Here is a 12,813-nt window from a genome sequence, read left to right as displayed (position 1 = left end):
CTCGGCGACGCATATTTGAGACAGCTCGGGTCAGCGGTGTCCGCGTCGGGAAGGACGCGGACACCGCTACGATCCTCCGGTCGGCAGGAACGGGGCACCATGGGACGGCACTCCAAGCAGCGCAAGCGCCGCTCGCTGCGGCCGGTCGTCCTCAGCTCGTTCCTCGCCGTCGGCGTGGTCGGCGTGATAGCCGTCGCAGGGCTGTTCTCCGTCCACGTGCGCGACCCGCGGCAGCGGACCAGCGCCGACAGCGTCGCGATGGCCGCCTCGGCCCCCGTGCCCGCCCCCGTGACGAGCACCGCCGCCGAGGCGAGCCCGAGTGCGAGCGCGGAGACCGCTGCGGGAGAGTCGCCCGGCACGCCCGACGCCGCCGGGTCCGCCGATCCCACCGCCGGTCTCACCCGGCAGATCCCGCCCTTCGCGCCACCGGACGTGAAGCTCGGCGTCACCGCCACCGCCGCGGTCAACACCGAATCGGTCCGGGTCGGCGCGCTGTTCACCGGCGACATCGGGCCGGGCAACCACTTCTGCACCGCCAGCGTCATCGACAGCCCCGGGCGCGACCTGATCCTCACCGCCGCGCACTGCCTGGCCGGCGTCAGCAGCATCACCTTCGTCCCCGGCTACCACGACGGCCAGGCCCCGTTCGGGAGTTGGCAGGTCACCAAGGTGTACACCGCGGACGGCTGGCAGAACGACAACGACCCCGACGAGGACTTCGCCGTCCTTACCGTCGCCCCCAGCGACGGCCGCCGGATCGAGGACGTGGTCGGGGGCAACCCGCTCGGCATCAACGCCGCCTGGACCGTCCAGACCCGGCTGTACGGCTACCCGGACGGCGCCGAGAAGCCGATACTGTGCACCAACGTCACCAGCCGCGAGGACACCTTCCAGCGGCGCATCGACGGCCCGTCCTTCCCCAACGGCACCAGCGGCGGCCCGTTCATCGACGCCGCCACCGGCCAGGTGATAGGCGTCATCGGCGGCTACCAGCAGGGCGGCGACACCAACGACACGTCCTACAGCGCCTACTTCGACCACACCGTCGCCGACCTGGTCACCCGGGCGAGCTGACCGGCCCCGGAAACCCCCTGCCGCTTCACCCCCCGGGTGACCCACAATGGTGCGACGACGCACACGAGGGGGAGGCGCGGTGTTCCGCCGCTGGTGGTTCCTGAAGGCCGCGGGGCCCGCCCCGGCATCCCCACAGCACCCGAGCCGCCGGGAGATCCGCGAGCACAACGCCCTGGTGCTGGGGGAGTGGGAAGCCCTCCGGGACCGGCTGCGCGAACTCGCCGCCGAGCGGGTCACCACCGCCGGCGCGGTCTTCCAGGCCGCCGAACTCCAGCTCCCCACCGAGGAGTCCGCCGCCCGCCGGGCCTACCAGTGGGCGCTGGAGGCGTACGAGGCGGCCGGCCGGCTGCTCGACCGCGCCGACCACCGCGACACCGACCTGCCCGACCTGGCCGCCGCCGTGGTGCTCGCCGAGCAGGCCGTCGAAAGGCTCGCCGCCGCCCACCTGCTGCACGCCGGACAGCGGCCCGGCCCGCTCGCCGTCCGCTGCTACTACAACCCGCTGCACGGCCCGGCCGCGAGCGCCGCCGAAGAGCCGAAGAGCCGCAAGACCCGCCAACGGGCCCACCTCACAGCCCGCGAGGCCGCCGCGGACCGGCGCCCCGCCTGCCGTTCCTGCCGCACCGCGATCCTGGCCGGCCAGACCCCCGACGTGCTGCCCGCGCTGCTCCCCGCCAAGGCCGCCCCCGGCCGCACGGGCCCCGTCCTGGTCCCGTACTTCGCCGTCCCCCGCCAGTGGTCCCCCTGGTCCACCACCGCCTGCGGCGCCTACGACCCCGCCACCCCGGCCCTGGTGCTGCGCGGCGACCACCGCAAGCGGAAGCCGAGTTGACGGCAGGTCAGCGCTTCTTGCGCTCGGCCACCAGGCGTTCGACCTCGGCCAGGAAGTGGGCGGGAACCTCGCCGGTGGCCCGCAGGTGCGCGCGCTCGGTGGCGGTGAGGGTCTCTGCGGCGGTGTCCACGGCGAAGGCGTACTCGTGCAGCTTCCCCGAGGCCGCCTCGCGCCGCATGTCCCCGGCCATCCCGGCCGCCCGCGCACCGGCCCGCAGGCTCAGCAGGCCGAACAGTGCGGTGAACCAGCCGAACGCCCCGGGCCGGCGGGCCTTCTTGTTCAGCTGGTCCCGGACGGCCAGCCAGGCCAGCCGGTCGTCGGACAGGTTCGGAACCGTGTTGGTCATGGTGGTGCCCCCCTCGTTCAGGTGTCGGGGGAGCGTACCGGTCGGGGCAGCGTGAAGGGCAAACGAAAAAGGCCCAAGTCACTTGGACCTGAGCCTCGTTCACGCACTTGCCGCGAAGTGCCCCCGGTAGGATTCGAACCTACGCACCCGCCTCCGGAGGGCGGTGCTCTATCCCCTGAGCTACGGGGGCCCTGGGCGATCTGCGATCACCCGGCCTTGCGGGGAAAACACTACCAGGGAAACTCCGTGCTCCGTGCACGGGTTTCCGGCAACGGGATCCGGACGGGCCGTCAGGGGGTGACCGGCAAGTAGCGCAAAGGCCGGACGGGCGGGGCGGGGCGCGGCTACCCTCGGTGAGGTGGCGGCGACGTCGGGGCGGGTCCTCGTGGTGGACGACAGCGAGGCGATCCGTCGGCTGATCACGGTCAACCTGGAGCTGGAGGGCTTCGAGGTGGTGACCGCCGCCGACGGTGCCGAGTGCCTGGAGGTGGTCCGCCGGGTCGCGCCGGACGTGGTGACGCTGGACGTGGTGATGCCCCGGCTGGACGGGCTGCGGACGGCGGCCCGGCTGCGCGCCGCCTGGGAGACCGCCCACCTGCCGATCGCGATCGTGAGCGCCTGCACCCCGGCGGATCTGGAGCGCGGCGAGTCGGTGGGGGTGGACGGCTACCTGGCGAAGCCGTTCGACCCGGCGGACCTGATCGAGCTGGTGCGCCGCCTGCGGGCGATGGATCGTCCGGCTGCGGCGGGCGCCGGGCGCCGTTTCGCGTACGACTTCGGCAGCGCGCCTCATCCGCCCGTCCAAACCCCGCGTAATTTCGCCCTGAGCGAACAGGCGCAGGAACTTGTTCCGCCGGACGAGTCACGCCCGTGAGATGTGCCGGTCTGCGGCGCTGTCCGACGAGACGAAGCACACCGGGCGGCGCGACGCGCGTCCCACTCGGCAAACCGAGTGGCGGCCGACCACCCCCTCTCGCCTAGGCTTGGGCCCGTGACACCCGCAGAACTCTCCCAGGCAGTCCAGGCCGCCGTCAGCGCCGCCATCCAGGCAGGCGAGCTGACCGTCGACGTGCCCGCGCACGTGACGGTCGAGCGGCCCAAGAACAGGGACCACGGCGACTACGCCACCAACGTGGCCCTCCAGCTCGCGAAGCCGGCCGGCAAGCCGCCGCGAGCCGTCGCCGAGACGCTGGCCGCCCGCCTGCGAGAGATCACCGGCGTCGCGAAGGTCGACATCGCCGGCCCGGGCTTCCTGAACATCACGCTGGACGCCGCCACCCAGGGCGAGCTGGCGCGCACCATCGTCGAGGCGGGCGAGGCGTACGGCCGCAACGAGGCGCTCAAGGGCCTGAAGATCAACCTGGAGTTCGTCTCGGCGAACCCGACCGGCCCGATCCACATCGGCGGCGTCCGCTGGGCCGCCGTCGGCGACTCGCTGGCCCGCGTCCTCAAGGCCTCCGGCGCCGAGGTGTCCACCGAGTACTACCTCAACGACGCCGGCGTGCAGATCACCAAGTTCGCCAAGTCGCTGAAGGCCGCCGCCAACGGACAGCCCGTCCCGGAGGACGGCTACGTCGGCGAGTACATCAACGACATCGCCAAGGCCGTCACCGACGGCGTGCCCGGCATCCTGGAGCTGCCCGAGGACGAGCAGCTGCTGGCCTTCCGCACCGAGGGCCTGAAGCTGATGGTCGCCGAGATCCAGCGCTCCATGGCCGAGTTCGGGGTGCACTTCGACACCTGGTTCTCCGAGAAGACGCTGCACGACTCCGGCGCCGTCCAGCAGGCCATGGAGCGGCTGCGCGAGCAGGGCCACGTCTTCGACCGGGACGGCGCGATCTGGCTGCGCACCACCGACTTCGGCGACGACAAGGACCGCGTCCTGATCAAGGCCGACGGCGAGACCACCTACTTCGCCGCCGACGCCGCCTACTACCTGAGCAAGCGGGACCGCGGCGCGGAGGTCTCGGTCTACATGCTCGGCGCCGACCACCACGGCTACGTCAACCGCCTCAAGGCCATCGCGGCCTGCGCGGGCGACGACATGGACCGCAACATCGAGGTGATGATCGGTCAGTTCGTGAAGATGCTGCGCGACGGCAAGGAGGTCCGGCTCTCCAAGCGCGCGGGCAACATCATCACGATCGACGACGTGATCGACTGGATCGGCGTGGACGCCGCCCGCTACATGCTGGTGCGCCAGTCCACCGACTCCACCATCACCATCGACATCGACGTGGTCACCAGCCAGACCGCCGAGAACCCGGTCTTCTACGTGCAGTACGCGCACGCCCGGATGTGCTCCGTGCAGCGCAACGCCGTGGAGAAGGGCATCGCCCGCAGCGCGGAGTTCAAACCGGAGCTGCTGAACACCGAGTGGGAGAACAACCTGCTCGGTCAGCTCGGCGAGTTCCCGCGGGTGCTGGCCAAGGCCGGCGAACTGCGCGAGCCGCACCACGTGGCCACCTACCTGGAGCAGCTGGCCCGCGCCTACCACCGGTTCTACGACAACTGCCAGATCCTGCCGAAGGGCGACGAGGAGGTCACCGACCTCACGCACGCCCGCCTCTGGCTCGCCGACGCCACGCGAACGACGCTCGCCAACGGCCTCGGTCTGCTCGGCGTATCCGCCCCCGAGCGGATGTAAAGCACCACAACCCCCAAGCGCAGCACGAGCGGGGGCGGCGGACCGGTCGACGGAGACCGGCCGCCGCCCCTTGCCATAGGCCGAGGAAGTACCGCACATGTCTCGCTCCGCCCACCCCGCAGGTCCCCGGCACGGCGACGTGCTGCCCGAGAGCCACTACCAGGCCCCGCCCGCCGACCTGAACGCCCTCGACCCGAAGATCTGGTCGCGCACCGTCACCCGCGGCGCGGACGGCGCAGCCACCGTCGGCGGCGTCGATGTCCGCACCCTGGCCGCCGAGTTCGGCACCCCCGCGTACGTGCTGGACGAGGCCGACTTCCGGGCCCGCGCCCGCGCTTGGCGGGACGCCTTCGGCGACGACGCGGACGTGTACTACGCGGGCAAGGCGTTCCTGTCCAAGGCCGTGGTGCGCTGGCTGCACGAGGAGGGCCTCAACGTCGACGTGTGCTCCCTGGGCGAGCTGCACGTGGCGCTGGCGGCCGGCATGCCGGGGGAGCGGATCGCGTTGCACGGCAACAACAAGTCGGCGCACGAACTGGAGCAGGCCGTGAAGGCCGGCGTCGGGCACATCGTGGTCGACTCGTTCCAGGAGATCGACCGCCTGGCGGAGATCGCCGGTGCGCGGGGCGTCCGCCAGCCGGTGCTGATCCGGATCACCGTCGGCGTCGAGGCGCACACCCACGAGTTCATCGCCACCGCGCACGAGGACCAGAAGTTCGGCCTGTCGCTGTCCGGCGGTCTGGCCGCCGAGGCGGTCCGCCGGGTGCTGGCCAAGCCCTCCCTGGAACTGCGCGGCATCCACTCGCACATCGGCTCGCAGATCTTCGACTTCGCCGGTTTCGAGGTGGCCGCCCGCCGGGTGGTCGGCCTGCTCGCCGAGGTCCGCGACGAGCACGGCGTCGAGCTGCCGGAGATCGACCTCGGCGGCGGCCTCGGCATCGCGTACACCCCCGACGACGACCCGCGCGAGCCCGCCGAGATCGCCGTCTCGCTCGGCGAGATCGTCCGACGCGAGTGCGCCGCAGCACAGTTGACGGCCCCTCGGATCTCGGTGGAGCCCGGCCGGGCGATCGTCGGCCCGACCGCGTTCACGCTGTACGAGGTCGGCACCGTCAAGCGGCTGGAGGGCCTGCGCACCTACGTCAGCGTGGACGGCGGCATGTCCGACAACATCCGCACCGCGCTGTACGACGCCGAGTACTCGGTGGCGCTGGTCTCCCGCACCAGCGAGGCCGAACCGATGCTGGTCAGGGTGGTCGGCAAGCACTGCGAGTCCGGCGACATCGTGGTCAAGGACGCCTTCCTGCCCGCCGACCTGGCCCCCGGCGACCTGATCGCGGTGCCCGCCACCGGCGCCTACTGCCGGTCGATGGCGAGCAACTACAACCACGCCCTCAAGCCCCCCGTGCTGGCCGTCGCGGACGGCTCGGCCCGGGTGATCGTCCGCCGCGAGACGGAAGAGGATCTCCTGCGCCTCGATATCGGCTGACGAAATTTTCGTCTCAGAACGTGGACCGGCCGTAGATCCGTGCGGAAAGTCCCGGAGACTGGTACGGACAGGAAAGCCCCCGGGGACACCGAATCGCCCCGGCGGGGACCGAAGAATGCAGAGCGGAGTCGGATGATGCGTACGCGCCCGCTGAAGGTGGCGTTGCTGGGCTGTGGTGTGGTGGGCTCCGAGGTGGCGCGCATCATGACGACGACAGCCGACGACCTCGCCGCGCGCATCGGCGCCCCGGTGGAGCTCGCGGGCATCGCGGTACGGCGGGCCGGGCGCCCCCGCCCCGGGGTGCCCGAGCACCTGCTCACCACCGATGCCGAGGCCCTGGTCGGCCGCGGCGACATCGACGTGGTGATCGAGGTGGTGGGCGGCATCGAGCCGTCCAAGTCGCTGATCCTGAAAGCCTTCGCGGGCGGCGCCTCGGTGGTCTCCGCCAACAAGGCGCTGCTCGCCAAGGACGGCGCCGAACTGCACACCGCGGCCGCCACGGCCCGCGTCGACCTCTACTACGAGGCCGCCGTGGCCGGCGCCATCCCGCTGCTGCGCCCGCTGCGCGAGTCGCTGGCCGGCGACAAGGTGAACCGGGTGCTGGGCATCGTCAACGGCACCACCAACTTCATCCTCGACAAGATGGACACCACCGGCGCCGGATACTCCGAGGCGCTGGAGGAGGCCACCGCGCTGGGCTACGCCGAGGCCGACCCGACCGCCGACGTGGAGGGCTTCGACGCCGCCGCGAAGGCCGCCATCCTGGCCGGGATCGCCTTCCACACCAAGGTGACCGCCGCGGACGTGTACCGCGAGGGCATCACCGAGGTCACTGCCGCCGACATCGCCTCCGCCAAGCAGATGGGCTGCGTGGTAAAGCTGCTGGCGATCTGCGAGCGCTCCGCCGACGGCAGCTCGGTCACCGCCCGGGTGCACCCGGCGATGATCCCGCTCAGCCACCCGCTGGCCTCCGTCCGGGAGGCCTACAACGCGGTGTTCGTCGAGGCCGAGGCGGCCGGCCGGCTGATGTTCTACGGCCCCGGCGCGGGCGGTTCGCCGACCGCCTCCGCGGTCCTCGGCGACCTGGTCGCGGTCTGCCGCAACAAGGTCAACGGCACCACCGGCCCCGGCGACTCCGTCTACACCCAGCTGCCCGCCAAGCCGATGGACGAGGTGGTCACCCGCTACCACGTCAGCCTCGACGTGGACGACCGGGCCGGCGTGCTCGCCCAGGTCGCCTCGGTCTTCGCCGAGCACGGCGTCTCCATCGACACCGTGCGCCAGCAGGGCCGCGACGGCGACGCCGCACTCGTCGTGGTCACCCACCGCGCCACCGACGCCGCCCTGTCGGCGACGGTCGACAAGCTCCGCGCACTGGACAGCGTGCGCGACGTGGCCAGCATCATGCGGGTCGAAGGGGAGTAGGAAGAACCATGAACGCCCTTGCCGAAAACGCTGCCCGAGGCACCCACACCCACCAGTGGCGCGGCCTCATCGAGGAGTACCGCGACCGCCTCCCGGTCACCGACTCCACCCCCGTGGTCACCCTGCTCGAAGGCGGCACGCCCCTCGTCCCCGCCCAGGTGCTCTCCGAGCGCACCGGCTGCGAGGTCTACCTCAAGGTCGAAGGCGCCAACCCGACCGGCTCCTTCAAGGACCGCGGGATGACCATGGCCATCTCCAAGGCCAAGGAGGACGGCGCCCAGGCCGTCATCTGCGCCTCCACCGGCAACACCTCCGCCTCCGCCGCCGCATACGCGGTCCGGGCCGGCATGGTGTCCGCCGTGCTCGTCCCGCAGGGCAAGATCGCCCTCGGCAAGATGGGCCAGGCGCTGGTGCACGGCGCGAAGATCCTCCAGGTGGACGGCAACTTCGACGACTGCCTCACGCTCGCCCGCGAACTCTCCGAGAAGTACCCGGTCGCCCTGGTCAACTCGGTCAACCCGGTGCGCATCGAGGGCCAGAAGACCGCCGCCTTCGAGATCGTCGACATGCTCGGCGACGCCCCCGACATCCACGTCCTCCCGGTCGGCAACGCCGGCAACATCACCGCCTACTGGAAGGGCTACCGCGAATACGCGGCCGACGGCCTCGCCACCAGCACCCCCCGGATGTGGGGCTTCCAGGCGTCCGGCTCCGCGCCCATCGTGGACGGCGCCCCGGTGCTCAAGCCGCAGACCATCGCCACCGCGATCCGGATCGGCAACCCGGCCTCCTGGGACTACGCGCTGGCCGCCCGGGACGAGTCCGGCGGCCTGATCGACAAGGTGACGGACCGCCAGATCCTGTCCGCCTACCGCCTGTTGGCCGCGCAGGAGGGCGTCTTCGTGGAGCCCGCCTCGGCCGCCTCGGTGGCCGGCCTGCTCGCCAAGGCCGAGGCCGGACTGGTCGACCCCGGCCAGCGGATCGTCTGCACCGTCACCGGCAACGGCCTCAAGGACCCGGACTGGGCGGTGGCCGGCGCGCCGCAGCCGCAGATCGTCCCGATCGACCCGGAGACGGCCGCCCGCCGCCTCGGCCTGCTCGACTGACCCGACTGATCCGGCGTCAACCCCGTTGAGCGGCAGGCCCGACCAGGCCTGCCGCTCAACGGCTTCTGCACCGCTTTCAGGTCATCCGACCGGCGCTTTTCCGCTTCTTGTGGCAACACGGCAGATCCGGGCCGGGCAGGGTGTACCGCTCTGGAACCTCTCTTCGATACGCTGGACCCCGGCGGGCCGCGCCATGCTGCGCGCTCCCTTCGACCTCCCGCCGTCGTACCACCGCAGGCCCCGTCGTCCGGGCCTCCCCCACTTTTCAGGAGTGTCCACCGCATGGCCGGTCCCGCGTTCCGCGCCGCCGCCGTCCGGGTCCGCGTCCCCGCGACCAGCGCCAACCTCGGCCCCGGCTTCGACGCTTTCGGCCTCGCCCTGGGGCTCTACGACGACGTGGTGGTCCGGGTCGCCGACTCCGGCCTGAGCGTGGACATCGCCGGCGAGGGCGCCGACACCCTGCCCCGCGACGAGCGCCACCTGCTGGTCCGCTCGCTGCGCGCCGCCTTCGACCGGCTCGGCGGGCAGCCCCGCGGCCTCGAAGTGGTCTGCGCCAACCGCATACCGCACGGCCGCGGCCTGGGATCCTCGTCCGCGGCGATCTGCGCCGGCATCGTCGCCGCCCGCGCCGTCACCATCGGCGGCGCCTCCGCCCTCGGCGACGACGCGCTGCTCGCCCTCGCCTCCGAGCTGGAGGGCCACCCCGACAACGTCGCGGCCTGTCTGCGCGGCAACTTCACCGTCGCCTGGACCGAGGACGGCACCGCCCGCACCATCACGCTCGACCCCTCCGACCGGGTGGTCCCGGTCGTGTTCGTGCCCTCCACCGAGGTGCTCACCGAGACGGCCCGCGGTCTCCTCCCCAAGACCGTTCCGCTGGCCGACGCCGCCGTCAACGCCGGCCGCGCCGCGCTGCTGGTCGAGGCGCTCACCCGCCGCCCCGAACTGCTGCTCACCGCCACCGAGGACCGCCTGCACCAGGACTACCGGGCCTCCGCCATGCCCGACAGCGCCGCCCTGGTCGCCGCGCTGCGCGCCGAGGGCGTACCCGCCGTCATCTCGGGCGCCGGACCGACGGTGCTCGCGCTCACCGACGAGGCTGGCGCGGAGAAGCTGTTGAACTTCGCGGGGCCGCAGTTCGCGGCGCACCGGCTGGAGCTCGACCGCACCGGTGCGACCGTTCTGCCGCTCGACATGTGAGACGGACACGATTGACAAACAAAGGGCTGGGGAATGTGTCAGGGGGTCGGTAGTGTTAACCTCATTGCTGCACCAGATGCCCTCCGGGGCCCGGTGCGACGCATCCCGATCCCGTTCCCCCGTCCGCACGGGGGCCGGAAGCTCGGGATCACGATTCTCCGGGAGCCCGCCACACCGCGTACGCAGCCTGCCTGCGCGACTGCGGCCCATCCCGAGGCCGTGACGGCACCAGACTCCCACCCGCAGCCTCTGCACTGAGGCCTGGCCGGGCGGGGCCCGAACTGCCGCCGCGCGACGGGGGCCCGGGCATCAACAGGCGCAGCGAGGTCGGTACCGGCCGTCCGCGCCACCTTCGCACCACAGTGCACCGCACTTCGCAGCTCCCCGGAAGGACCAGCCTTCCGCGGGAATCCAGCCCCTGACCAGCACATAGAGATGCTGGGCAGGACAGCACAACCGGTCGCCGTGCCAGACAGGCCGACGTCCGCTCCAGGGAAGGACCCTTAGTGAGCGACACCACCGATCTGATGGGCGCGCGCCCGGATGCCGAGGCGTCGGACGCTGCCGCCGCCCCTGCGGCTCCGGCGCGACGCCGTCGTACCGCTGCCGCCGGCCTGGACGGCCTGGTCCTGGCCGAGCTCCAGAAGCTCGCCTCGACCCTCGGGATCAGCGGTACCGGACGGATGCGCAAGAGCCAGCTGATCGAGGCCATCAAGGAGAAGAGCGGCGGAGACCCGCTGCTCGCGGGCGGCTCCGCCCCCGCCGCTCCGGCCGCCAAGAAGGCCGCCAAGTCGGCTGCCCCCGTCGCCGAGGCCGCTCCGGCCGCCGCCGAGGAGCAGGGTGAATCAGCGGCCCCGCCGCGGGCAACCCGCCGCGCCCGCACCGCCGCCGCCACCGAGCCGCAGCCGCAGGCGCAGATCGAGATCCCGGTGCAGGCCGCCGCCGACACCGCGGCCGCCACCACCCGGACCGAGCGTCCGCGCCGCCGCGCCACCGCGGCCGCCGGTGCGCCGACCGCCGAGGCCACCGCCACCACCACCGAGCAGGCTCAGCCGGCCGCCGACGCCAAGGCCGAGGGCCAGCGCCAGGCCGCCGAGGGCGAGGGCCGTTCCGAGCGCCGCGAGCGCCGGGACCGCCGCGACCGCCGCGAGGGCGGCGAGCGCACCGAGCGCAGCACCGAGGCCGCCACGGCCGAGGGCGACAACGAGGTCCGCGAGTCCCGCCGGGACCGCCGCAACCGCCGCGAGCGCGACCGCGCCGACCGGCAGCAGGGCGGCGGCCAGCAGCAGGACGGCGGCCAGTCCCGCCAGCAGACCCAGCAGCAGGGCCAGGGCCAGCAGCAGGGCGGCGGCGCCCAGCAGCAGGGCGGCTACGAGGACGACGAGTTCGGCGACGGCCGCCGCGGCCGCCGCGGCCGCTACCGTGACCGCCGGGGCCGTCGCCGCGACGGCTTCGAGGGCGCGGGCGGCCCCGAGGTCCCGCTGAGCGAGGACGACGTCCTGATCCCGGTCGCGGGCATCCTGGACATCCTCGACAACTACGCGTTCGTCCGGACCTCCGGCTACCTGCCCGGCCAGAACGACGTCTACGTCTCGCTGGCCCAGGTCCGCAAGCACGGCCTGCGCAAGGGTGACGCCATCACCGGCGCCGTCCGGCAACCGAAGGACGGCGAGCGCCGCGAGAAGTTCAACGCGCTGGTGCGCCTGGACTCCGTCAACGGCATGGACCCGGACAGCGGCCGCGGCCGCCCCGAGTTCGGCAAGCTGACCCCGCTGTACCCGCAGGAGCGGCTGCGCCTGGAGACCGACCCGGGTGTGCTGACCACCCGGATCATCGACCTGGTGTCGCCGATCGGCAAGGGCCAGCGCGGTCTGATCGTGGCCCCGCCGAAGACCGGTAAGACCATGATCATGCAGGCGATCGCCAACGCGATCACCCACAACAACCCCGAGTGCCACCTGATGGTCGTCCTGGTCGACGAGCGTCCGGAAGAGGTCACCGACATGCAGCGGTCGGTGAAGGGCGAGGTCATCTCCTCGACCTTCGACCGCCCGGCCGAGGACCACACCACCGTCGCCGAGCTCGCCATCGAGCGCGCCAAGCGCCTGGTGGAGCTGGGCCACGACGTGGTGATCCTGCTGGACTCCATCACCCGCCTGGGCCGCGCCTACAACCTGGCCGCGCCCGCCTCCGGCCGCATCCTGTCCGGCGGTGTCGACTCGACCGCGCTGTACCCGCCGAAGAAGTTCTTCGGTGCCGCGCGCAACATCGAGAACGGCGGCTCGCTGACCATCCTGGCCACCGCACTGGTCGAGACCGGCTCGCGGATGGACGAGGTGATCTTCGAGGAGTTCAAGGGCACCGGCAACATGGAGCTCAAGCTCGACCGGAAGCTCTCCGACAAGCGCATCTTCCCCTCCGTCGACGTGGACGCCTCCGGCACCCGCAAGGAGGAGATCCTGCTCGGCCACGAGGAGCTCTCCATCGTCTGGAAGCTCCGCCGGGTGCTGCACGCCCTTGACTCGCAGCAGGCGATCGAGCTGCTGCTGGACAAGATGAAGCAGACCAAGACGAACGCCGAGTTCCTGATGCAGATCGCCAAGAACACCCCGGGTTCCGGCGACTGACCTGGTCAGGCCCTGTTGAGACCCCGTACCGCTCCGCGCGGTGCGGGGTCTCGGGCTTTTCTCACGC

General features: G+C 72.2%; 10 protein-coding genes and 1 tRNA gene. 9 read left to right on the top strand and 2 right to left on the bottom strand.

Annotated elements, in window-relative coordinates:
- Positions 1 to 99: 99 nt before the first annotated feature.
- Together ACFV18_RS12620 and ACFV18_RS12615 are read left to right on the top strand one after the other, a co-directional pair.
- A complete protein-coding gene (locus ACFV18_RS12620) occupies positions 100 to 1,074 on the top strand; it encodes a trypsin-like serine peptidase (protein WP_380482246.1) in 975 nt (324 codons plus the stop codon).
- 79 nt (positions 1,075 to 1,153) lie between these two features.
- On the top strand, positions 1,154 to 1,906 hold the full coding sequence (locus ACFV18_RS12615) for a hypothetical protein (protein WP_380482245.1): 753 nt from the start codon (positions 1,154 to 1,156) through the stop codon (positions 1,904 to 1,906).
- Positions 1,907 to 1,913: 7 nt separating this feature from the next.
- Here the strand turns inward: ACFV18_RS12615 and ACFV18_RS12610 are convergent, their stop codons facing one another.
- Both ACFV18_RS12610 and ACFV18_RS12605 read right to left on the bottom strand, forming a co-directional pair.
- The gene (locus ACFV18_RS12610) at positions 1,914 to 2,252 is read right to left on the bottom strand and encodes a hypothetical protein (protein ID WP_380482244.1); all 339 of its coding nucleotides are present in this window, start codon (positions 2,250 to 2,252) and stop codon (positions 1,914 to 1,916) included.
- 118 nt (positions 2,253 to 2,370) lie between these two features.
- Positions 2,371 to 2,442: transfer RNA gene (locus tag ACFV18_RS12605), tRNA-Arg, on the bottom strand.
- Between the two features lie 168 nt (positions 2,443 to 2,610).
- Here ACFV18_RS12605 and ACFV18_RS12600 point away from each other — a divergent pair.
- The 7 genes from ACFV18_RS12600 to rho all read left to right on the top strand — a co-directional run bounded on the left by ACFV18_RS12600 (position 2,611) and on the right by rho (position 12,746).
- The gene (locus tag ACFV18_RS12600; RefSeq protein ID WP_380482242.1) at positions 2,611 to 3,126 is read left to right on the top strand and encodes a response regulator; all 516 of its coding nucleotides are present in this window, start codon (positions 2,611 to 2,613) and stop codon (positions 3,124 to 3,126) included.
- A gap of 117 nt (positions 3,127 to 3,243) precedes the next feature.
- The gene (argS, locus tag ACFV18_RS12595; protein ID WP_380482240.1) at positions 3,244 to 4,899 is read left to right on the top strand and encodes an arginine--tRNA ligase; all 1,656 of its coding nucleotides are present in this window, start codon (positions 3,244 to 3,246) and stop codon (positions 4,897 to 4,899) included.
- 97 nt (positions 4,900 to 4,996) lie between these two features.
- On the top strand, positions 4,997 to 6,388 hold the full coding sequence (lysA, locus tag ACFV18_RS12590; protein ID WP_380482238.1) for a diaminopimelate decarboxylase: 1,392 nt from the start codon (positions 4,997 to 4,999) through the stop codon (positions 6,386 to 6,388).
- Between the two features lie 132 nt (positions 6,389 to 6,520).
- Positions 6,521 to 7,813, top strand: a complete 1,293-nt coding sequence (locus tag ACFV18_RS12585) for a homoserine dehydrogenase (protein ID WP_380482236.1) — start codon at positions 6,521 to 6,523, stop codon at positions 7,811 to 7,813.
- Between the two features lie 8 nt (positions 7,814 to 7,821).
- Positions 7,822 to 8,919 carry a threonine synthase gene (gene thrC / locus ACFV18_RS12580; RefSeq protein WP_380482235.1) on the top strand — a complete coding sequence of 366 codons (1,098 nt, stop codon included), beginning with the start codon at positions 7,822 to 7,824 and terminating at the stop codon, positions 8,917 to 8,919.
- A gap of 282 nt (positions 8,920 to 9,201) precedes the next feature.
- Positions 9,202 to 10,119 carry a homoserine kinase gene (gene thrB, locus ACFV18_RS12575; protein WP_380482233.1) on the top strand — a complete coding sequence of 306 codons (918 nt, stop codon included), beginning with the start codon at positions 9,202 to 9,204 and terminating at the stop codon, positions 10,117 to 10,119.
- Between the two features lie 506 nt (positions 10,120 to 10,625).
- A complete protein-coding gene (gene rho / locus ACFV18_RS12570) occupies positions 10,626 to 12,746 on the top strand; it encodes a transcription termination factor Rho (RefSeq protein ID WP_380482231.1) in 2,121 nt (706 codons plus the stop codon).
- Positions 12,747 to 12,813: the final 67 nt, after the last annotated feature.

The organism is Kitasatospora sp. NPDC059673 (assembly GCF_042734215.1).
Taxonomy (GTDB): Bacteria; Actinomycetota; Actinomycetes; order Streptomycetales; family Streptomycetaceae; genus Kitasatospora.
The sequence above is the reverse complement of the archived record's forward strand: the minus strand, read 5'-3'. Positions and strand labels throughout refer to the sequence as shown.